Source organism: Arthrobacter sp. B3I9, from assembly GCF_030816935.1.
GTDB lineage: Bacteria > Actinomycetota > Actinomycetes > Actinomycetales > Micrococcaceae > Arthrobacter.
This window is the reverse complement of the sequence record NZ_JAUSYO010000001.1, coordinates 2,372,675-2,394,362: the sequence shown is the minus strand read 5'-3', so window position 1 is coordinate 2,394,362 and position 21,688 is coordinate 2,372,675. Positions and strand designations below refer to the sequence as shown.

General features: G+C 67.6%; 19 protein-coding genes and 1 pseudogene. 10 read left to right on the top strand and 10 right to left on the bottom strand.

What is annotated here, in order from left to right:
• The first annotated feature begins 73 nt into the window (after positions 1 to 73).
• From rapZ to QFZ65_RS11240, 9 genes are all read left to right on the top strand, one after another.
• Positions 74 to 997: an RNase adapter RapZ gene (gene rapZ / locus QFZ65_RS11280; RefSeq protein WP_306910433.1), complete on the top strand. Its 924-nt coding sequence runs from the start codon at positions 74 to 76 to the stop codon at positions 995 to 997.
• Positions 997 to 2,013 carry a uridine diphosphate-N-acetylglucosamine-binding protein YvcK gene (gene yvcK / locus QFZ65_RS11275; protein ID WP_306910432.1) on the top strand — a complete coding sequence of 339 codons (1,017 nt, stop codon included), beginning with the start codon at positions 997 to 999 and terminating at the stop codon, positions 2,011 to 2,013. The genes rapZ and yvcK overlap by 1 nt, the downstream gene beginning before the upstream one ends.
• A 10-nt stretch (positions 2,014 to 2,023) precedes the next feature.
• Complete coding sequence (gene whiA, locus QFZ65_RS11270; protein WP_306910429.1) at positions 2,024 to 3,004, top strand: DNA-binding protein WhiA; 981 nt, start codon at positions 2,024 to 2,026, stop codon at positions 3,002 to 3,004.
• Between the two features lie 168 nt (positions 3,005 to 3,172).
• Complete coding sequence (locus QFZ65_RS11265; RefSeq protein ID WP_306910427.1) at positions 3,173 to 3,796, top strand: superoxide dismutase; 624 nt, start codon at positions 3,173 to 3,175, stop codon at positions 3,794 to 3,796.
• A gap of 267 nt (positions 3,797 to 4,063) precedes the next feature.
• A complete protein-coding gene (gap, locus tag QFZ65_RS11260) occupies positions 4,064 to 5,074 on the top strand; it encodes a type I glyceraldehyde-3-phosphate dehydrogenase (protein WP_306910425.1) in 1,011 nt (336 codons plus the stop codon).
• Between the two features lie 10 nt (positions 5,075 to 5,084).
• Positions 5,085 to 6,311 (top strand): phosphoglycerate kinase, encoded by a 1,227-nt coding sequence (pgk, locus tag QFZ65_RS11255; RefSeq protein WP_306910423.1) that lies wholly within the window; start codon positions 5,085 to 5,087, stop codon positions 6,309 to 6,311.
• A 110-nt stretch (positions 6,312 to 6,421) separates the two neighbouring features.
• Complete coding sequence (tpiA, locus tag QFZ65_RS11250; protein ID WP_306910422.1) at positions 6,422 to 7,237, top strand: triose-phosphate isomerase; 816 nt, start codon at positions 6,422 to 6,424, stop codon at positions 7,235 to 7,237.
• Positions 7,238 to 7,286: 49 nt separating this feature from the next.
• A complete protein-coding gene (gene secG, locus QFZ65_RS11245; protein ID WP_120950437.1) occupies positions 7,287 to 7,544 on the top strand; it encodes a preprotein translocase subunit SecG in 258 nt (85 codons plus the stop codon).
• 147 nt (positions 7,545 to 7,691) lie between these two features.
• The gene (locus tag QFZ65_RS11240) at positions 7,692 to 8,069 is read left to right on the top strand and encodes an RNA polymerase-binding protein RbpA (protein ID WP_306910418.1); all 378 of its coding nucleotides are present in this window, start codon (positions 7,692 to 7,694) and stop codon (positions 8,067 to 8,069) included.
• Here QFZ65_RS11240 and pgl read toward each other — a convergent pair.
• The 6 genes and pseudogenes from pgl to tkt form a co-directional block, all read right to left on the bottom strand.
• On the bottom strand, positions 8,040 to 8,858 hold the full coding sequence (gene pgl, locus QFZ65_RS11235; RefSeq protein WP_306910416.1) for a 6-phosphogluconolactonase: 819 nt from the start codon (positions 8,856 to 8,858) through the stop codon (positions 8,040 to 8,042). The genes QFZ65_RS11240 and pgl overlap by 30 nt on opposite strands.
• Positions 8,848 to 9,789 carry a glucose-6-phosphate dehydrogenase assembly protein OpcA gene (locus QFZ65_RS11230; protein ID WP_306910413.1) on the bottom strand — a complete coding sequence of 314 codons (942 nt, stop codon included), beginning with the start codon at positions 9,787 to 9,789 and terminating at the stop codon, positions 8,848 to 8,850. The genes pgl and QFZ65_RS11230 overlap by 11 nt, the downstream gene beginning before the upstream one ends.
• Positions 9,786 to 11,348: a glucose-6-phosphate dehydrogenase gene (gene zwf / locus QFZ65_RS11225; protein WP_306910412.1), complete on the bottom strand. Its 1,563-nt coding sequence runs from the start codon at positions 11,346 to 11,348 to the stop codon at positions 9,786 to 9,788. The genes QFZ65_RS11230 and zwf overlap by 4 nt, the downstream gene beginning before the upstream one ends.
• A 14-nt stretch (positions 11,349 to 11,362) precedes the next feature.
• Positions 11,363 to 12,998, bottom strand: a pseudogene (locus QFZ65_RS11220) (glucose-6-phosphate isomerase).
• A 5-nt stretch (positions 12,999 to 13,003) separates the two neighbouring features.
• Entirely contained in the window at positions 13,004 to 14,134 is a 1,131-nt protein-coding gene (gene tal, locus QFZ65_RS11215) for a transaldolase (RefSeq protein WP_306910409.1), read from the bottom strand.
• A 65-nt stretch (positions 14,135 to 14,199) separates the two neighbouring features.
• Positions 14,200 to 16,317, bottom strand: a complete 2,118-nt coding sequence (tkt, locus tag QFZ65_RS11210) for a transketolase (RefSeq protein ID WP_306912555.1) — start codon at positions 16,315 to 16,317, stop codon at positions 14,200 to 14,202.
• Positions 16,318 to 16,827: 510 nt separating this feature from the next.
• Here tkt and QFZ65_RS11205 point away from each other — a divergent pair.
• Positions 16,828 to 17,790: a heme o synthase gene (locus QFZ65_RS11205; protein ID WP_306910407.1), complete on the top strand. Its 963-nt coding sequence runs from the start codon at positions 16,828 to 16,830 to the stop codon at positions 17,788 to 17,790.
• Positions 17,791 to 17,883: 93 nt separating this feature from the next.
• Here the strand turns inward: QFZ65_RS11205 and QFZ65_RS11200 are convergent, their stop codons facing one another.
• The 4 genes from QFZ65_RS11200 to QFZ65_RS11185 all read right to left on the bottom strand — a co-directional run bounded on the left by QFZ65_RS11200 (position 17,884) and on the right by QFZ65_RS11185 (position 21,640).
• Complete coding sequence (locus QFZ65_RS11200) at positions 17,884 to 18,807, bottom strand: hypothetical protein (protein WP_306910405.1); 924 nt, start codon at positions 18,805 to 18,807, stop codon at positions 17,884 to 17,886.
• A gap of 76 nt (positions 18,808 to 18,883) precedes the next feature.
• Complete coding sequence (locus QFZ65_RS11195) at positions 18,884 to 19,828, bottom strand: heme A synthase (RefSeq protein WP_306910402.1); 945 nt, start codon at positions 19,826 to 19,828, stop codon at positions 18,884 to 18,886.
• A gap of 7 nt (positions 19,829 to 19,835) precedes the next feature.
• On the bottom strand, positions 19,836 to 20,678 hold the full coding sequence (locus QFZ65_RS11190) for an ABC transporter permease (protein WP_306910400.1): 843 nt from the start codon (positions 20,676 to 20,678) through the stop codon (positions 19,836 to 19,838).
• Complete coding sequence (locus tag QFZ65_RS11185) at positions 20,675 to 21,640, bottom strand: ABC transporter ATP-binding protein (protein WP_306910398.1); 966 nt, start codon at positions 21,638 to 21,640, stop codon at positions 20,675 to 20,677. The genes QFZ65_RS11190 and QFZ65_RS11185 overlap by 4 nt, the downstream gene beginning before the upstream one ends.
• Positions 21,641 to 21,688: the final 48 nt, after the last annotated feature.

The window sequence follows — 21,688 nt, the reverse complement described above, 5'->3', positions numbered from 1 at the left end:
CAGGTCCGGCGTGCGTAAGGCGCGCCCTGGGCGGCTGCGGCATAGGACTGCACGGCAGAATGGGGCTTCACAGATGGCAGAGTCGACGGCAGGATCCGGCGCGGAGACCGACGGCATGACGCCGGTCAAACCCGATGAGGCGGAACTGCTCGTGGTGACCGGCATGTCGGGAGCCGGCCGCAGCACCGCCTCGGACGCGTTGGAAGACCACGGCTGGTACGTCGTGGAGAACCTTCCGCCGCAGATGCTTGGAACGCTCGCCGAACTGGTCTCCCATGCGCCCCGCTCCATCTCCAAGCTCGCGGTGGTCATGGATGTGCGCAGCAAGGAGCTGTTCGCTGACATCCGCGCCGCGCTCCGTGCGCTTGAGGCGAGCGGGCTCACCTTCCGGGTGCTGTTCCTCGACGCGAACGACGGCGTGCTGGTCCGCCGCTTCGAACAGGGCCGGCGCCCGCATCCGCTCCAGGGCGGCGGCAGGATCCTCGACGGCATTGCCGCCGAACGTGAACTGCTGCACGAACTGCGGACTTCCGCCGACATTGTCCTGGACACGTCGGCCCTGAACGTGCACGGGCTGGCCACGGCGATCACCGAGCTGTTCAGTGAGACCGGACCGGTGGCGCTGCGCCTGAACGTCATGAGCTTCGGTTTCAAGTATGGCCTTCCCGTGGATTCGAACTTCGTGGCGGATGCCCGCTTCATCCCGAACCCACACTGGGTCCCCGCCCTCCGCCCGCACACCGGCCTCGACAAGGATGTCAGCGACTACGTCCTTGACGCCGAGGGCGTCAGCAACTTCGTGGAGCGCTATGTCCTGGCCCTCGAACCGGTGCTGGACGGCTACCGGCGCGAAAACAAGCATTACGCGACGATCGCCATCGGCTGCACCGGAGGCAAGCACCGTTCCGTGGCCGTGGCGGTGGAACTTTCCCGACGGCTCGCGCAGTATCCGCGCGTCACGGTGACCACGACCCACCGGGATCTGGGCCGCGAATAATGGCGTTGCTCACCGGACCCCTGCCCCTTGTCCCGCCCGCCAGTCCTGCCTTCAGCCAGCAGGACAAAGGCCCGTCCGTGGTTGCCCTGGGCGGCGGCCACGGGCTCTCGGCCTCGCTGTCCGCGCTGCGCCTGCTCACCTCGGAACTGACCGCGATCGTCACAGTTGCAGACGACGGCGGATCCTCCGGGCGCCTGCGCGAGGAGTACGGCGTCCTCCCGCCGGGAGACCTGCGGATGGCTCTGTCCGCGCTGTGTGACGACACCGACTGGGGCCGCACCTGGCGTGATGTGATGCAGCACCGGTTCATGCCCGGCAAGGGCCGCGGCGGCTCCCTTGACGAGCATGCCATGGGCAACCTGCTGATCGTGACCCTCTGGGAACTGCTCGGCGACACCGTCGCCGGCCTCAAGTGGGCCGGCGCCCTCCTGGGCGCCCGCGGCGAGGTGCTGCCGATGTCCAGTGTGCCGCTCACCATCGAGGGTCAAGTCCGCGTCACCGCTCCGGACGGCACGTCGGTGCTGCAGACACTCCGCGGCCAGGCCAAATGCGCCGTTGCCGGATCGCTGGAACGCGTCCGCCTGCTGCCCGAGGACGCACCTGCCTGCATCGAGGCCCTCACGGCCATCGAACTGGCCGACTGGGTCATCCTGGGCCCGGGCTCCTGGTACACGTCCGTGCTGCCGCACCTGCTGCTGCCGGAAATGCGGGACGCGCTCTGCAACACCCAGGCGCGGCGCTGCCTCACGATGAACCTGGCCACGGACACCAAGGAAACCAGTGGCATGACTGCCGCGGACCACCTCCGGGTGCTGCGCGAGTACGCACCGGAGTTCACGGTCGACGTCGTACTGGCCGATCCGGCGTCGGTCCCGGACCTCCCGGAGTTCGAGCAGGCCGCCGGGATGCTCGGCGCCGAGGTTGTGTTGGGTAAAGTGGGGGCGTCGAGCCGCCGCCCGATCCACGACCCATTGCGTCTGGCGACGGCGTACCAAGACATTTTCGGGAACAGTTAGGAAAGGTGCCATGGCACTGACAGCATCAGTCAAGGAAGAACTTTCCCGGCTGGACATCAAGAAGTCCTCCGTCCGCAAGGCTGAAGTGTCGGCCATCCTCCGCTTCGCCGGCGGACTGCACATCATCTCCGGCCGGATCGTGATCGAGGCCGAAGTCGACCTCGCCTCCACCGCACGCCGGCTTCGCGCGGCCATTGCCGAGGTCTACGGGCATCAGAGCGAGATCATCGTAGTCTCCGGCGGGGGTCTGCGCCGCGGCAGCCGCTATGTGGTCCGGGTGGTGCGCGATGGCGAGGCGCTTGCCCGCCAGACGGGCCTCCTGGACGCCCGCGGGCGCCCCGTCCGCGGTCTGCCGTCGGCGGTGGTGAACGGTTCCGCGTCCGACGCCGAGGCGGTCTGGCGCGGGGCGTTCCTCGCCCACGGTTCGCTGACCGAACCCGGACGTTCCTCCGCCATGGAGGTCACCTGCCCGGGACCGGAGTCGGCCCTGGCCCTCGTCGGCGCGGCGCGCCGGCTGGGCATCCAGGCCAAGGCCCGGGAAGTCAGGGGAGTGGACCGCGTGGTGATCCGCGACGGCGATACGATCGCGGCGCTGCTGACCCGGATGGGAGCGCACGACGCGCTGATGGTCTGGGAGGAACGCCGGATGCGCAAGGAAGTCCGGGCGACCGCCAACCGGCTGGCCAACTTCGACGACGCGAACCTGCGGCGCTCGGCCCAGGCCGCTGTCGCGGCCGGTGCCCGGGTGGACCGCGCCCTGGAGATCCTCGGGGACGACGTTCCGGACCACCTCAAGTACGCCGGCGAACTGCGGGTGGCGCACAAGCAGGCCAGCCTGGACGAACTAGGCCGGCTGGCCGATCCGGTCATGACGAAGGACGCCATCGCCGGCCGGATCCGGCGGCTGCTGGCCATGGCGGACAAGCGCGCCCAGGACCTGGGGATCCCCGGCACGGAGGCCAATGTGACTGCTGACATGCTGGACGAGTAGGCGCACACCCCTAGAATCGGATCCAGACGGTGGACATACCTCGGCAGCAGCGGAGGCCGCGCCCACCGGATTCCGGATCCGCCACAGATTTCCGGGTGCAACACCATCCGGATGCACAATCCGAGAGTTACCGAACCGGACAACCCGTCCACGACATTGGAGGATTTTGTGACCGAGTACGTACTGCCTGAACTCGACTACGATTACGCCGCGCTGGAGCCCCACATCTCCGCGAGGATCATGGAGCTGCACCACAGCAAGCACCACGCAACCTACGTTGCCGGCGCCAACAACGCACTTGCACAGCTGGCCGAGGCCCGCGAAAAGGGCGACTTCGCCAACATCAACCGCCTCTCCAAGGACCTCGCGTTCCACACCGGCGGGCACGTCAACCACTCCGTGTTCTGGAAGAACCTCTCCCCGGACGGCGGCGACAAGCCCGAGGGCGAGCTCGCGGCGGCCATTGACGACGCGTTCGGTTCCTTCGACGCCTTCCGCGCCCAGTTCAGCGCCGCGGCCCTGGGCCTGCAGGGCTCCGGCTGGGGCTTCCTGGCCTACGAGCCGATCGGCGGCAACCTCGTCATCGAGCAGCTCTACGACCAGCAGGGCAACGTCGCGCTGGGCACCACCCCGCTGCTGATGCTGGACATGTGGGAGCACGCCTTCTACCTGGACTACGTCAACGTCAAGGCTGACTACGTTAAGGCGTTCTGGAACATCGTGAACTGGGCCGATGTCGCCCGTCGCTTCGAGGCTGCCCGCACGAACGCCACCGGCCTCATCACCCTCTAACGGTGAAGTGACGCGCGTCTGTTTGTAACAAAGCTCACGTTTCGGTCCTGCAGGGCCGAATCGCGGGCTGTCTGCCCCCGCACTTGCGGGGGCAGGCTTCGTTAAACGTAAGATAGGTCACGGAAGGCGGTTAGCCTTCAGCAATGTAGCTGGTCGCCCTCCGATCTGGTAATCATCTCTGCCCAATGGCGTGCGGGATCTGTTAGTTGGCTTGAACGCCCGCTCAACTAGTCGTGCTTCCACAAAAGCACCAAGGAGACTGAAAAAGTGACGACCCGTATTGGTATCAACGGATTTGGCCGCATCGGCCGCAACTACTTCCGCGCCGCCCTGGCCCAGGGCGCAGACCTTGAGATCGTTGCAGTCAACGACCTCACCAGCCCTGAGGCCCTCGCCCACCTGTTCAAGTACGACTCTGTCGGCGGGCGCCTGCAGGAGACCATCGAGGTCAAGGACGGCAACATCGTCGTCGACGGCAACATCATCAAGGTCCTCGCCGAGCGCGATCCGGCCAAGCTGCCTTGGGGCGAGCTCGGCGTCGACATCGTCATCGAGTCCACGGGCTTCTTCACCAAGGCAGCCGACGCCCGCAAGCACATCGAGGCCGGCGCCAAGAAGGTCCTGATCTCCGCACCCGCCTCGGACGAGGACATCACCATCGTGATGGGCGTCAACGACGGCCTCTACGACAACGACGCACACCACATCATTTCCAACGCGTCCTGCACCACCAACTGCCTCGGCCCGCTGGCCAAGGTCATCAACGACTCGTTCGGCATCGAGCGCGGCCTCATGACCACCATCCACGCCTACACCGCCGACCAGAACCTGCAGGACGGCCCGCACAAGGACCTCCGCCGCGCCCGCGCCGCCGCCATCAACATGGTCCCCACCTCCACCGGTGCAGCCAAGGCGATCGGCCTGGTCCTGCCGGAACTCAAGGGCAAGCTCGACGGCTACGCCATCCGCGTCCCGGTCCCGACCGGTTCCGCAACCGACCTCACCGTCACCGTGTCCCGCGAGACCACGGTCGAGGAAGTCAACGCCGCCCTCAAGGCAGCTGCCGAGTCCGACGGACTCCGCGGCCTGCTGACCTACACCGACGAGCCGATCGTCTCCTCGGACATCGTTGGCGACCCGGCGTCGTCGATCTTCGACTCCGGCCTGACCAAGGTGATTGGCAACCAGGTCAAGGTTGTTTCCTGGTATGACAACGAATGGGGCTACTCGAACCGCCTCGTGGACCTCACGGAGCTCGTCGCAGCCAAGCTGGGCTAGGGTAAGACTCATGACATTCCACACCCTCAACGAACTGATCGCTGATGGTGTCCGCGGGCGGTACGTTCTGGTCAGAAGTGACCTGAACGTGCCGCTCGACGGCTCTACAGTGACTGACGACGGCCGCATCAAGGCCTCCCTGCCAGTCCTGGCGAAGCTCACGGACGCCGGTGCCCGCGTGCTGGTCACAGCGCACCTCGGCCGCCCCAAGGGCGCGCCGGAGGAGAAGTATTCGCTCAAGCCCGCCGTGTCCCGGCTCGCCGAACTGGCGTCCTTCAAGGTTTCGCTTGCCGACGACACTGTCGGCACCTCCGCGCAGGAACTCGCGGCGGGGCTGCAGGACGGCCAGGCGCTCGTGCTGGAGAACGTGCGCTTCGACGCCCGTGAAACGTCCAAGGACGACGCCGAGCGCGGTGCCTTCGCCGATGAGCTGGTAGGCCTGACGGGAGCGAACGGCGCGTTCGTGGATGACGCCTTCGGCGCCGTGCACCGCAAGCACGCCAGCGTGTTCGACGTCGCCACCCGGCTGCCCTCCTACCAGGGCGACCTGGTCCGCACGGAGGTGGAGGTGCTGCGCAAGCTCACCACCGAAACCCAGCGTCCGTACGTCGTCGTCCTTGGCGGCTCCAAGGTCTCCGACAAGCTCGCCGTGATCGACAACCTGATCGGCAAGGCGGACACGATCCTGGTGGGCGGCGGCATGCTGTTCACCTTCCTCGCAGCCGCGGGTTACAAGGTCGCCGCCAGCCTGCTGGAAGAGGACCAGATCCCCGTGGTGCAGGAGTACCTGAAGCGCGCCGCGGACTCCGGAACCGAGTTCGTGGTCCCCACGGACGTCGTGGTGGCCAGCAAGTTCGCCGCCGATGCGGAGGCTGAGACGGTCCGTGCCGAGTCGATCGAGGACAGCAGCTTCGGCAGCCGGGGCATCGGCCTGGACATCGGACCGGAATCGGCAGCCGAGTTCGCGGAACGGATCAAGGGTGCCAAGACGGTGTTCTGGAACGGTCCGATGGGCGTCTTCGAGTTCCCGGCGTTCGCCGCCGGCACGAAGGCAATCGCCCAGTCGCTCACGGAAACCGATGGGTTTACCGTTGTCGGCGGCGGCGACTCCGCCGCGGCAGTGCGGACCCTCGGCTTCGCGGACGACCAGTTCGGCCACATTTCCACCGGCGGCGGTGCCAGCCTCGAGTACCTCGAAGGCAAGGACCTCCCGGGCCTGAGCGTCCTGGACCGCTAAGCACTTCCAGCCGGCAGCGCGCCCGTCCCGCACCTCGCGGAGCGGTGCCGCGGGCGCGCCGCCGGCTGTCCCCGAACTATTTCTGACTCCCACCTCTTTTTGGAGACCATGTGACAACGTCAACCAACGGCACGTTCGACCGCAAGCCTTTCATCGCAGGCAACTGGAAGATGAACATGGACCACGTCCAGGGCATCACCCTCCTGCAGAAGCTGGCCTGGACCTTGTCCGACGCCAAACATGACTACAGCCGTGCGGAGGTGGCCGTCTTTCCCCCGTTCACGGACCTCCGCGGCGTCCAGACGCTCGTCCAGGGCGATGAACTGGAGATTGCCTACGGCGGACAGGACCTCTCGCAGTTCGATTCGGGTGCCTACACCGGTGACGTTTCCGGCCAGTTCCTCGCCAAGCTGGGGTGCCGCTACGTCCTCGTGGGCCACAGCGAACGACGCACCATCCACGGCGAAACCGATGAGCTGCTCAACGCGAAGACCAAAGCAGCCTTCCGCCACGGCCTGACACCGGTGCTGTGCGTCGGCGAAGGCCTGGAGGTCCGCCAAGCCGGCACCCACGTCGATCACACCCTCGCCCAGCTCCGTGCCGGCGTCGATGGCCTCACCCCGGAGCAGGCCGCCGAACTGGTCGTTGCCTACGAACCGGTCTGGGCGATCGGCACCGGCGAGGTTGCCGGACCCGAGGATGCGCAGGAAATGTGCGCAGCCATCCGGGCCGAGCTGGCCACGCTCTTCGGCTCGGACGTCGCCGGGAAGACCCGGCTGCTCTACGGCGGTTCGGTCAAGGCCAACAACGCGGCGTCGATCCTCAAGGAACGCGACGTGGACGGACTGCTGGTGGGCGGCGCCAGCCTTGATCCTGCCGAGTTTGCTAATATTGTCAGGTTCGAGAGTCATTTGGTGACGGATTAGTCCGGACACAGCTTTGGCCCCCGCAATCCAATCCTTCTGAAAGGCCGTCGTGGACGTTCTTCATGTCATTCTGCAGGTCCTGCTGGGCATCACCAGCCTCCTGCTGACCTTGCTCATCCTGCTCCACAAGGGGCGTGGAGGCGGCCTGTCCGACATGTTCGGCGGCGGGATGAGCTCCGGGCTCAGCTCGTCCGGCGTTGCGGAACGGAACCTCAACAGGTTCACGATCATCCTTGGGGTCACCTGGGGTGTTGTGATCATCGCCCTCGGCCTGCTGATGCGGTTCAGCACCGGCGCCGACTCCTAGAGGCCGGCTCCGGGGTACTGTTCCTTAAAACTTCATAAGCGGGTCCTAGGGCCCTCCCGGCATCGGGAACTCCGAAATACACTGTCGCTGACTGCAGGCACATACCAAGCAGGCACAAACAGCCAGTCCAGTAGCCAGGAGTTCCCGATGCTGCATTCTGCTTCCGGTTTCAGGGGCATCCGCGTGGGTGCGATTGAAGGGGCGGCCCCGCGGCACGAACCCCTCGACGATACCGCTGCCCGGCAGCCGCGGATCCGGGTTTCCTACTGGTGCGCCAAGGGCCATGAGACGGCTCTGGTTTTTGCCCAGCTCCCGGAGGACCAGATCCCCGGACTCTGGGACTGCCGCCGTTGCGGCGGGACAGCCACACGGGACGTGGCCACGCTGGACCTCGAGGAACCGCCTCTGGATGGCTTTAAGAGCCATCTCGACTACGTTAAAGAACGGCGCTCCAGCCAGGACGCCGAGGACGTGCTGGCCGGAGCGCTGGAGAGATTACGAGCCGGCCGCGCTCTTCCGGACTAGCTGCGCCGGTACCCGGGCAGCTGCGTTCTCGTCGATCAGCCACAGCGTTTCCTGGCGGCCCCGGGGGCCGGCGGCCGGAACCTGTACGGGATTGGCGCCCGCGAGTGCCAGTCCGACGGCGCCCGCCTTGTCCTCACCCGCGACGACCATCCACACTTCCGCGGCGGTGTTGATTGCCGGCAGGGTCAGGGAGACCCGGGCCGGCGGCGGCTTGGGGGAGTTGCGGACGCCGACGACGGTGAGCTGCTTTTCGCGGATGCCCGCCTGTTCGGGGAACAGCGACGCCACATGGGCGTCCGGTCCCACGCCCAGCAGGACGATGTCGAAGCGGGGAAGCAGGCCCGGGTTGTCCGGCCGGTCATCCGACATGTCGGCGGCGTGTTCTTCCGCCGCGGCATCGGCCAGCCTGCGGGCGTAGTCTTCCGCCGCCTCCTCCGGGGAGTCGAATTCCCCCGCCGCTCCGGGCACGTGCACCCGCGCCGGGTCTACCGGTATGTGCGCCAGCAACGCCTCCTGCGCCTGGCGTGCGTTGCGCTCGGCGTCGTCGGCGGCGACAAAGCGTTCGTCGCCCCACCAGAAGTTGACCTTGGACCAGTCGACGGCGGATGCCGCCGGTGACGCTGCCACAGCCTTAAGTGAGCCGATTCCCATCGTGCCGCCCGTCAGGACCACCGTCGCCTCGCCGTGCTTGTCCTGGATGTCGACAAGCTTGGTGATCAGGCGGGCGGCGATCGCAGCCATCAGAACGGTCGAGTCGGGATGGATGCTTACTCTGGGATCAACGCTCACTGGGACGGACACTCCTTAGATTGGTGCGTGGAAGTCCCATAGTAATCACTTCGCCGAACACTTCGTCCGGGTCCAGGCGGCGCAGTTCCTCGGCAAGGCAATCCTGCAGGCTCCGGCGCGGCAGCGAGATCCGCTGCGCGGGCTGTCCGGGCTGCGTCAGCTCCGCCACCGTGAGGGCCGGGCGGAACAGCTGGATGTCCCCGCCGGGGCGGCTCAGCCGCACCCGCCGGATGCCCGTGCCGGCAGGATCCGCCACGATGGTCACCGGCACGTCCAGGGCCAGCGTGAGCCACGCCGCAAGCAGGATGGTGCTGGGGGAGTCGGAAGCGCCTTCGACGGCGACGGCCGTGACCGGCGAATCGTCCGCCTGGTCCAGGGCCGCGGCGAGCTGGATGCGCCAGTTCGTCAGCCGGGTCCAGGCAAGGTCGGTGTCGCCGGCCTTGTACGTCCGCCGGACGTTGTCCAGGGCCTCCTGCGGTTCCGGTTCGTTGGCTGAATCGGTGATCCGGCGGTGCGCGATCCGGCCGATCGATGTCTCGCAGGCGTTTTTCGGGGCGCCGTGCGGCCACCACGCCACGATCGGCGCGTCCGGCAGCAGGAGAGCGGCGACGAGGGACTCGCTTTCCTCCGCCAGCTCGCCGTAACCGCGGAGCAGGATCACCTCTGACGCGCCGGCGTCACCGCCGACCCGGATCTGGGCGTCCAGCCGGGTCGGGGCGGAGGCCCCGGCGTCTGCCAGCACAATGATCCGGCACGGGTGCTCACGGCTCGCCTCATTGGCGGCCTCAATCGCCTCTTCCTCCAGCCCGGACTTGGTCACCACCACGAGGGTCAGGACCCGGCCCAGGGCGATGACGCCGCCCTGTTCCCGCAGGGCCGTCATCTTTTTGGAGATGTTGGACGTTGTTGTATCGGGAAGATCTACGATCATGGCCTTCTCCAGGTTCGTCCGTCGCGGGCAAGGAGCTCGTCAGCGGAGGCGGGTCCCCAGCTTCCCGGGGCATAGGGCTCCGGCTGTTCGTCCAGGTCGGCCCAGTATTCCTCGAACGGATCCAGGATCTTCCAGGACAGTTCGACTTCCTGGTGCCGCGGGAAGAGCGGGGGCTCGCCCAGGAGCACATCGAGGATGAGGCGCTCATAGGCCTCCGGGCTGGATTCGGTAAAGGAATGGCCGTAGCCGAAGTCCATCGTGACATCGCGGACCTCCATCTGCGTGCCGGGGACCTTGGAGCCGAACCGGATGGTGGCTCCCTCGTCGGGCTGCACCCGGATCACCACGGCGTTCTGGCCGAAGTCGTCCTCGGCGTGGTCCGTGAAAAGCAGGTTCGGGGCGCGCTTGAACACAACGGCAATCTCCGTCACGCGGCGGCCCAGCCGCTTGCCCGCGCGGAGGTAGAACGGCGCGCCGCTCCAGCGGCGGGTGTTGATGTCCACGCGGATCGCTGCGAACGTCTCGGTTTTGGAGTCGGCGGGAATGCCCTCTTCCTCCAGGTACCCGACAACTTTCTCTCCGCCCTGCCAGCCTCCGGTGAACTGCCCGCGGGCGGAGTGGCTGGACAGATCCCGGGGGAGCCGGACAGCGGCGAGGACCTTTTCCTTCTCCGCGCGGAGGTCGTCCGCGTTGAAGGAGATGGGTTCCTCCATCGCCGTCAACGCCAGAAGCTGCAGCAGGTGGTTCTGGATGACGTCGCGGGCAGCGCCCACGCCGTCGTAGTAGCCGGCACGGCCGCCGGTGCCGATGTCCTCCGCCATGGTGATCTGGACGTGGTCCACGTAGTTGGCGTTCCACAACGGCTCGAAGAGCTGGTTGGCGAAGCGCAGTGCCAGGATGTTCTGCACTGTCTCCTTGCCCAGGTAGTGGTCGATCCGGAAGACCGCGTCCTGCGGGAACACCGACTCGACGATGTCGTTGAGCTGCCGGGCCGACTCAAGGTCATGGCCGAACGGCTTTTCGATGACCACCCGGCGCCACTTGTCGCCCTCGGCCTCGGCCAGCCCGTGCTTGGAAAGCTGGCGGCAGACCAGCTCGAAGGCCTTCGGCGGGATGGACAGGTAGAACGCGTGGTTGCCCCGCGTTCCACGGTGCTCATCCAGCTCGTACAGCGTCTTGCCGAGCCGCTCAAAGGCGTCATCGTCGTCGAACTCGCCCTGGACAAACCGGATGCCCTCGGACAGCTGTTCCCAGACCGTCTCATCGAACGGCGTACGGCAATATGCCATGACGGATTCCTTCACCCGGGCGGCAAAGTCGTCGTCGTCCCACTCCCGCCGGGCGAAGCCCACCAGGGCAAAGCTCGGCGGGAGCAGTCCGCGGTTGGCGAGATCGTAGACGGCCGGCATGAGTTTCTTGCGCGCGAGGTCCCCGGTGACGCCGAAGAGGACCAGCGACGACGGCCCGGCGATTCGGTTCAGGCGGCGGTCCCGTGGATCACGAAGCGGGTTGTGGCCCTGGCCCCAGGACTTCCTGCCGCCGTTGTTCGTTTCTGGCATGGTTCGTCGGTGCCTTAGCTTTCGGTGGAGGATGCTGCCCGGCCGGCGAGGGCCGTGACGAGCTCCTGCAACTGGCGCACGCCAGCGGCGCGGTCCGTCAGGTGCAGGCGGAGAACCGGGCGGCCGTGTTCGGTGAGGACCTGCGCGTCACCTGCGGCCTGTGCGGAGATCAGCTCACCGAACGTGAAGGGCAGGCCCGGGATGGGAAGGTCGGTGTCAGCTGCGGCCGTTACCTGCAGGAACACCCCGATCGCGGGTCCGCCCTTGTGGAACTGGCCCGTGGAGTGCAGGAACCGCGGACCCCAGCCGAAGGTGACAGGGCGGCGGCTCAGCTCGGCGAGCTGGTCCCGGACGCCCTCAAGGGACGCGTAGGCGAGCCGGTCGAAGTAGGCCTGGACACTCAGGTAGCTGTCCGTGCCGAGTTCTCCGAGGAGGGCGCTGACGGCTTCGGCTGCGGTGCCGGCACTGCCGAGCCATTCCCCGCCGCGGACCTCAATGGCGCCGTCCGTGAAGTTGGCCGGGGTGGGTTCCGGCTGGGCGTCGAGCAGGCCCCGTGCGGCAACCTTCGCGGCCTCGACGTCGGGCTGGTCGAAAGGGTTGATGCCGAGCAGGCGGCCGGCAACCGCGGTGGCGAATTCCCAGGCCATCATCTGGGTGGGGAGCCCGCCCGCGATGGCCACCTCGTTTTCGCCCAGCTCGACGTCGGCATCCGCGGCAACGAGGCGGACCACGAGGACGTCGGGGGCGCCGAGGGTGGCCTCCGGTGACTTCGGGCCGGCGACGACCGGCAGCACGCCGGTGCCGAGCTTGCCGGTGGATTCGGCGATGAGCTGTTCGGCCCAGTCGGCGAAACCGGCGATTCCGGAGCCGTCCTCGGCGATGACGATCTTGTTGCGCAGCGGGTTGGTGCCGCCCAGTGCGGTACCGAGAGCCAGCCCGATGTTCTCCTCGGAGTCATCGTTAAGGACCTCGGCGGCCTCCTCGGCCTCGTCCAGGAAGGCCTGGATGTCCACCCCGGCAAGCCCGGAGGGCACCAGCCCGAAGGCGGTGAGGGCGGAGTAGCGGCCGCCGACGTTCGGGTCGGCGTTGAAGACGGCGCGGTAGCCGGCCTCGCGGGCGGACTTGTCCAGCGGTGAGCCGGGATCGGTGACGATGACGATGCGGCTCTTGGCGTCGATGCCCGCCTCGGTGAAGGCGTGCTCGAAGATCCGGCGCTGGGAATCCGTTTCCAGGGTGGAGCCGGACTTCGAGGACACCACGATCGCCGTTTCAGCCAGCCGGTCCGCGAGGGCGGTGGAGACCTGTTCGGGATCGGTGCTGTCCAGTACCGTCAGCTCGACGCCGGCGGTTCCGGCGATGACCTCGGGGGCCAGCGAGGATCCGCCCATGCCGCACAGCACGATCCGGCTGACTCCCTCGGCGCGCAGGGCGTCGCGGAGTGCGAGGATTTCGCCGACGAGCGGCTGCGAGACTGTGGCAGCCTCGACCCAGCCGAGCCGGACGGAGGCCTCGGCTTCGGCGTCGGGACCCCAGAGGGTGGGGGTCCTTGGCGAAGATCCGGGTGGCGACCTTATCTTCCAGCAGTGCCGGGAGGTGCTGTTCGTGGGCCTGCCGGGCAGCGCCCGTGGCGTCGTAGCTGAGCGTCGTCATTTGGGCTAGGCGTCCTTCCGTGCGGCAGCGAGGGCGCCCTCGACGTCGGCCAGCAGTTCTTTCCAGCTGGCGACGAACTTGTCGAGGCCTTCCGTTTCGAGCAACTTGACGACGTCGTTGTAGGAGATGCCCAGCGCGTCGAGGGCGTTAAGGGTGGCGTTGGCGTCGTCGTAGCCGCGGGTGACGGTGTTGCCGGTGATCACGCCGTGGTCGAAGGTGGCGTCCAGGGTCTTCTCCGGCATGGTGTTCACGACGCCGGGAGCGACGAGTTCCGTGACGTAGAGGGTGTCCGGGTAGGCCGGATCCTTGACACCGGTGGAGGCCCACAGCGGGCGCTGGGGAAGGGCTCCGGCTTCGGCCAGAAGCGCCCACCGCTCGGTGGCGAACTGTTCCTCGTAGACCTGGTAGGCGAGGCGGGCGTTGGCCAGGCCGGCCTTGCCCTTGAGGGCGCGGGCCTCGTCGGTGCCGATCGCGTCGAGGCGCTTGTCGATCTCGGAGTCCACGCGGGAGACGAAGAAGGAGGCGACGGAGTGGATCCGGGAGAGGTCGTGGCCGTTGTCCTTGGCCTGCTCGAGGCCGGACTGGAAGGCGTTGATGACGGCGCGGTAGCGCTCCAGGGAGAAGATCAGGGTCACGTTGACGCTGATGCCCTCGGCCAAGGTGGCCGTGATGGCCTCGAGGCCTTCCTGGGTTGCCGGGATCTTGATGTGGACGTTGTCCTTGTTGACCTTCTTATACAGGTGCTTGGCTTCGGTGATGGTGGCGGCGGTGTCCCAGGCCAGGCGCGGGTCGACCTCGATGGAGACGCGGCCGTCGATACCCCGGGTGGCTGCGGCGACGGGGGCGAACAGGTCGCACGCGTCGGCCACGTCGGTGGTGGTGATTTCGAAGATGGTCTCTTCGACTGTGGCCCCGGCCGCGGCCTTGTCGGCGATGATGGCGTCGTAATCGGTGCCGGCGGTGATCGCGGCGTGGAAGATGGACGGGTTCGTGGTGACACCGACGACGTTCTTCTCTTCGATCAGCTTGCGCAGGGTGCCGGTGGCGAGCCGCCCGCGGGAAAGGTCGTCGAGCCAGATCGAGACGCCGGCGTCGGACAGCTGCTGGGTGGGGGTGGAGCTGGGGGTGGTGCTCATGTGGAACTCCTGACAGTCTGGGGCCGCCGCCGTCAGTAGGGCGGCGGCCCGGAAAACGGGGTGAATCAGGCGGAGAGGCCGGCGAGGGATTCCTTGGCGGCGGCGGTGACGGCTTCGGCGGTGATGCCGAACTCCTGGAAGAGGCGCTTGTAGTCCGCGGAGGCACCGAAGTGCTCCAGCGACACGGAACGGCCGGCGTCGCCGACGAATTCCTTCCAGCCCAGCGCGAGGCCGGCTTCAACGGACACGCGTGCCCTGACTGCCGCGGGCAGGACAGCCTCACGGTAGGCGGCGTCCTGCTTGTTGAACCATTCAACGCAGGGCATGGACACGACGCGGGTGGGAATGCCTTCGGCCTGCAGGGCCTGGCGGGCGTTGACGGCGAGCTGGACCTCGGAGCCCGTCCCGATCAGGATGACCTGCGGCTCGGCGGTGGCACCATCGGCGGAGGCTTCGGCCAGGACGTAACCGCCCTTGGCGACCCCGGCGGTGGACCCGAAGGTGTCGCCCTCGGCTTCGCCGGTGCCGCGGGCGTAGGTCGGGATGTTCTGGCGGGTGAGCACGATTCCGGCAGGGTTCTCGTGGTTTTCGAGCATCACCTTCCAGGCCGCTGCGACCTCGTTGGCGTCGCCCGGGCGGACGACGTCCAGGCCGGGGATGGCGCGGAGCGAGGCGAGCTGCTCGACCGGCTGGTGGGTGGGTCCGTCTTCGCCGAGCCCGATGGAGTCGTGCGTCCAGACGTACAGGGACGGCACGCCCATCAGCGCGCCGAGCCGGATGGCCGGGCGCTGGTAGTCGCTGAAGATCAGGAACGTGCCGGAGAACGCCCGGGTGTTTCCGTGCAGGGAGATGCCGTTCACGATGGACGCGGCTGCGTGTTCGCGGATGCCGAAGTGGAGCACGCGGCCGTAGGGGTTGCCCTTCCAGGCGGCGGTCTGCCGGGACGCCGGAATGAACGACGGCGACCCTTCGATGGTGGTGTTGTTGGACTCGGCGAGGTCGGCCGAGCCGCCCCACAGCTCGGGCATGACCGGGCCGATGGCGTTCAGGACCTTACCCGACGCGGCACGGGTCGAGACGTCCTTGCCGGCTTCGAAGACCGGGAGCGCGGAGTCGAGTTCGGCCGGGAGCTTGCGTGCCTCGACGCGTTCGAGCAGGGCGGCACCCTCGGGGTTGCCGGCCTGCCATGCCTCGAACGCTTCCTGCCATTCGCTGCGTGCGGCCGAGCCGCGCTCCAGGACCTCCCGGGTGTGGGCCAGGACGTCGTCGTCCACCTGGAATGTGCGCTCCGGGTCGAAGCCCAGGACCTTCTTCAGTGCCGCGACTTCCTCGGCGCCCAGGGCCGAGCCGTGGATCTTGCCGGTGTTCTGCTTCTTGGGGGCCGGGTAGCCGATGATGGTCCGCAGCGACACGATGGAGGGCTTGTCCGTCTCGGCTTTCGCGGCCAGGAGGGCAGCGTGGAGTTCGGCCACGTCCTCCTTGTATTCACCGGTGCGGGTCCAGTCCACGCGCTGGACGTGCCAGCCGTAGGCCTCGTAGCGCTTCAGGACGTCCTCGGTGAACGCGACGTCGGTGTCGTCCTCGATCGAGATGTGGTTCTCGTCGTAAATCACCACGAGGTTCCCGAGCTCCTGGTGCCCGGCGAGCGAGGACGCCTCGGAGGTGACGCCCTCCTGCAGGTCGCCGTCGGAAGCAATCACCCAGATGGTGTGGTCGAACGGGGACGTACCGGGAGCGGCGTCGGCGTCGAACAGGCCGCGCTGGCGGCGCTGGGAATACGCGAACCCGACCGCGGAAGCGAGGCCCTGGCCCAGGGGTCCGGTGGTGATCTCCACGCCCGCCGTGTGCTTGTATTCCGGGTGGCCCGGGGTCAGCGAGCCCCACGTGCGCAGGGCCTCGAGGTCCTTCAGCTCCAGGCCGTAGCCGGAGAGGAACAGCTGGATGTACAGCGTCAGGGAGGTGTGGCCGGGGGAGAGGATGAAACGGTCGCGGCCCAGCCAGTCCGGGTTCTTCGGGTCGTGCCGCATCATCTTCTGGAAGAGAAGGTACGCGGCCGGCGCCAGGCTCATCGCCGTGCCGGGGTGGCCGTTACCGACCTTCTCCACGGCATCCGCAGCCAACACGCGGACGGTGTCCACCGCGCGCTGGTCCAAGCTGGTCCATGACAGTTCTTGCTCTTCCAAATGTGGCACGAAAACCGGGCCCCTCTCTGTGCTGATGGCGGGTGGACTGGTCAGCTCCGTCCGGGCACAGATCGGTGCCCGCTGCGGTACGTTCCAGCCGTTCACCATCGAAACGTTGATCTATCATTCAGTCGCATCGGCCGCTGCAAGTGCGCGAAAGGCACACTTCCATAGTCGCAGGAGGTCCTTCGACCGCCGTCCGTGCACGCTGATCTGCAGCTAGCTTAGCCCCATTCCACCTGTCGGGCGGCGTAAATCTCACGGATTGGACCGGTTTTACGCTTATATGAATCACCGCCGGCCGCTGCGCCGGTGAGAGCCCCAAAACCTGCCGGAAACATGCGGCCCTCCGTCTGGACCCGTCCGGACTTGGAGGCGGCAGGGCCACGGTATGATGGTTGGTGGCTACCTACGGGGGCGAAGGCACGCCCGTGCGCAGCGCGTGTGGTCCCCTGCGACGTGCATCCTACGTTGCGACAACAGCCGGACTGAACAGCCAGACAGAACAGAGTGACTGCCACCGTGAGCACAACCGATACGCCGCTGAACGCCTCTCCGATCTCTGGGAAGATCGGCTTCTCCCGCAAAGCCAAGGCCTACCTGGCGCTCACGAAGCCCCGGGTGATTGAGCTGCTGCTCGTGAGCACGCTGCCGACCATGATCTACGCCGAGCGCGGGTTTCCGTCGGTCGGCCTGATCCTGGCAACCCTCGTGGGCGGCGCCTTCGCCGCCGGCAGCGCCGGGGCCTTCAACTGCTACATCGACCGCGACATCGACAAGCTCATGCACCGCACCGAGAACCGGCCGCTGGTGACAGGGGAAGTAACGCCCCGCGAGGCGCTCGTCTTCTCCTGGCTGCTGGGTGCCGCGGCGATCGCGATCCTGTGGTTCGGGGCCAACCCGCTCTCGGCCTGGCTGGGCCTCGGCGCGATTGTCTTCTACGTCGTCATCTACACCATGATCCTCAAGCGCCGCACCGCGCAGAACATTGTCTGGGGCGGAGCCGCGGGCTGTTTCCCGGTCCTGATCGCCTGGGCTGCCGTGACCAACACGGTGGAGTGGCCCGCCGTCGTGCTTTTCATGGTGATCTTCCTCTGGACTCCGCCGCACTACTGGCCGCTCTCCATGCGCTACGGCGAGGATTACCGGAACGCCAACGTGCCGATGCTCGGGGCCATCGCCGGGGCGAAGGTCGTCTCGGTGCAGGTTGTCCTGTACGCCTGGGCCATGGTGGCGTGCTCGCTGCTGATGGTTCCGGTCGGCGGCGCCGGCTGGGTCTACACCGTCACCGCCGTCGTTGCGGGTGCCTGGTTCCTGTATGAGTCACATGCTCTGTATCAGCGCGCGCAGCGCGGGGACGTGTCCAACAAGGGCGCCATGAAAGTCTTCCACGGCTCCATCAGCTACCTGACCCTGCTGTTTATTGCCGTGGCCGTGGACCCGTTCGTGGGTGCCGCCATCGTGGGCGGCTAGCCCCACCGCTTCGGAAGACGCTTCCCCGCACGTTTGAGCCCAGATGTGCGGGGAGCGTCTTTTCGTTGTACCGGCAGGCGGAACGATGCCGGCCTAGTACGAATCGAATGACAGGCCGGGGCTGGCCGCCAGCTCTGCTGTGCTGGTGCCGGTCAGTTGGTTCTTGATCGAGTCGATGAGGAATTCCGGTCCGCCTGCGCCGGGATTCGGGTTGGGGACGAAGCTCAGATCGACTTTCAGGACCCCCTTCCGCACTCCCTCCGCGTTCCCCTTCTCCGTCAGGGAAACCGGGACGACGACGTCGTAGTCGAAGGCCACGCGGTTCGGTACGGACTGGTCCATCGTGGCGAGCTGAGGCCCTCCTGCCTGCTTCATGGCGCCCTGGTCGCCGCCCGTTTCCTGCAGGATAAGGCAGTGCGGCTCCGGCGCCTCGGCGCAGGTGGGCGAGGCCTTCACCGCTTCCGTGCTGTCCGGACCCGGCAGCGCCAGGACAGCCCAGGTGCCGAATCCGGAAACGTCGCCGTCCTTGCCCGCGGCCGTCAGCTTGGCTTTGAGGCTTTCACTGAGCCGTTTGTCCCAGAGTTTGGCGGTGTTGGCGTGCACCGCGCCGTCCGCCTTCCACTGGCCGGAAAGGCTGTACCTGTTGGTCACCAGTTCGTAGATGAAGCTCTGCGCCAGGACGGCCTGGGCGGCAGAGGGGTCGCTGACGTCGAAGCCGCCCTGCGGCGGGATGTAGGGCACCGCCGCGGGCCCGGCCGCCGGCGCAGAAGCCGGCTCCGTTTCGGAGGTTGCTGCCGAGGCGTCCGGTGCCGAGTCGGGTGACGCGGAACCCGGTGCTGCGGATTCCGGTGCTGCCGAATCCGGCGCCGGGGCCGGGGCATCCGATGATGCCGGGGACGAGGGGGCCGCGCTGCTTGAGCCGTCCGGCGCGGGGGCAGGAGCCGAGCAGGCCGACAAGGAGAGTGCCCCGGCGACGGCGGCAGCGGTAACGAGTCGGCGCGTGGTGAAGTCCAGCATGGAAGCAGTCCTTACAGTAGTTGAGACCTGGCATTCGTGCTTTAGGCTGCTGCCAGCCAGCAGCCAGGTCTCGAGGCTACTTCACCGGGCTGTGACGGGCCAGATCCGCGCTGTTGGTCGCCGCGCTCATCAGCAGGGCCGCGCCCAGCATGTGGAACCCGACCAGCAGTGCCGGGATGCCGTTGTAGTACTGCGTGAAGCCGATGACCGCCTGGAGCACCGTGACGCCCAGGAGCAGGAAGACGGCGCTGCGGAACGGCCCGCGGATCCGCCCGCCGACCACCAGGAACAACGCGAAAAGCGCTCCCGCGGTGACCAGGTACGCCGGGACGGCGTGGATGTGCGAAAACAGGTCCCAGTCGAGGTCGTTCCGCGGGGCATCGGCGTCCCCGGCGTGGGGCCCGGCGCCGGTGACCACGACGCCGAGGCAGACGGCGATGGCGGAGAACAGCGCCACCGCGGTCATCACCGGACGCGCGGCGCCCGGCAGTGCCGGCAGTTCCGCTGTCCGGAACCTCCCGGAACGGCCGTAGGCGCGGTTGACCAACAGGGTCGCGAGGACCACTAGCCCCATCGAGACGAGGAAGTGCAGCCCCACCACCCACGGGTTCAGCTGGGTCAGGACGCTGATGCCGCCGATGACGGCCTGCGCCGGGATGCTGGCGAGCAGGCCCACGGCCAGCAGGAAGAGGTCACGGCGTTCCTTGCGGAGGTTCCACAAGTACACGAGCATCAGAACGGCGACGGCGGCCAGGGCGAAGGTCAGGAGCCGGTTGCCGAACTCAATGACGCCGTGGATTCCCGCTTCCGGGGTGTTCACGAGGGAGGCCTCCGAGCACCGCGGCCAGGTGGGGCAGCCGAGGCCCGAGGCGGTGAGCCGGACGGCACCGCCCGTCACCACCAGGACCGTCTGCCCGACGAGCGACAGAACTGCCAGCCGCCTGACCGTCCTGTCGACGGCGACGGGCAGCCGGGAGATGATGCCGGAAACGATCCGGGGCGGGCGGGACACCGTACTCACAGTTTTCTCAATTCCATTTGAACCAACGGGTTGCTGCTCCGCCGGCGAGGGCCGTCCAGAACAGCAGGACAAGCACGGCGGCGGAGTTGACGCTGCCGTGCAGGAAGGCGTCCCTCAGGGCCTGGCCGAGCGCGCCGGAGGGAAGGAAATGCACCACGGCCTGTGACAATGCCGGGAGCCGTTCCGACGGGATCACGATCCCGCCCAGGGCGCCGAGCAGGATCCACAGCAGGTTCGTGATGGCCAGGGTTGCCTCCGGCCGGACCGTCCCGGCGACCAGCAGGCCCAGCGCCGTGAAGGACGCGGCGCCCAGTACCAGTACGGCCAGGCCCGGCAGCCAGCCCGCCGGTTCGGGCTGCCAGCCCAGGGGCAGGGCCACTGCCGTCACCACGAGCACCTGCAGGCACAGGACGGCCAGCACGGCGAGGACCTTGCCGGCGATCAGGCCGGTACGGCCCAGGGGCGTCGTGGAGAGGAACCGCAGGACGCCGTAGCGGCGGTCGAAGCCGGTGGAGATCCCCTGGCCGGTGAAGGCCGTGGACATGGCGCACAGCGCCAGGATGCCCGGGACGGCGACGTTGATCCGGCTTGAACCCAGCCCGTCCAGCAGTGGGGTGACGGTGAGCCCGACCATTGCCAGCAGGGGGAGTACCACCGCGAGGATCAGTTGCTCGCCGTTCCGAAGCATGGTGACAGTTTCGTACCTGCCCTGCTGGGCGATCCGCCGCAACAGCGGAGCCGGGTCGCTGCCCAGCGGGCTGTTGCCGGCCGGGCTGCCGGCCGGGCTGCCGAGGGGCGCCCCGGCCCGGGGTGCGCCGGCGAGGGGCCTGCGGCTGGATACGCGGGTCATCGGATCTCCCTTCCGGAGATGTCCAGGAAAACGTCCTCGAGGCTGCGTGCCTCAAGGCTCAGGGAGCCGGGCATGATCCCGTGCGCGGCCCACCAGGCGGTGATGGCGGCCAGGTCGGCGGGCGTGAGGGCGCCGGTGGCGGCGTAGCTGCCCGCGCGCGACTCCGTGACGGTGACCGTATCGGGCAGCACTCCGGTGAAGTCCAGTCCCGGTTCGGCCTCGAACAGGAGGGTCCGGATGTGGCGTTCGTCGGCGGACGGGAGCCGGTGCTGCAGCAGCTGGGTTACGGTGCCCTCGGCGACGTTGCGGCCGGCGTCCATGATGTACACGTAGTCGGCCAGGCGCTGGGCGTCGTCCATCAGGTGCGTGGTGAGAATGATCCCCATTCCGCGGTCGCGGAGTTCGGAGATGAGCTCGAAGACCAGTTGCCGGGACTGTGGGTCCAGGCCGGCGCTCGGCTCATCCAGGAACAGCACCTCCGGATTTCCGGCGAGGGCTGCGGCGAGGGCGAGGCGCTGCTTCTGGCCGCCCGAAAGCCTGCGCACTGAGCTGCGGCTGAAGCTGTCGATCCCGAGGCGGCCGATCAGGTCCTCGACGGGCCAGGGGTCCTGGTACATGCCGGCGACGTGCTTCAGCAGCGGAATGGGCCGGGCCGACGGCGGCAGTCCGCCGTCCTGCAGCATCACGCCGACCCTCGCGCGCAGCGCCGCCCCGGCCGTATCCGGGTCCTGGCCGAGCAGACTGATCGAGCCGGCGGTGCGCTTTTGCAGGCCCTGCGCGCATTCGATGGTGGTTGTCTTGCCGGCTCCGTTGGCTCCCAGCAGTGCCGTGACCTGCCCGCGTTCGGCGATGAGGGAAAGGCCGCTGACCACCCGCAGCATCTTGCCGTCCAGGGTGGGCAGTGGACCTACATCCTTGACGAGCCCGCTGATGGACAGGACGGGGGATTCGGGAGATCGCACCAAAACATTCTACGCGATGTAGTAGGGCACGGCCCGGTCCTGCCGCGG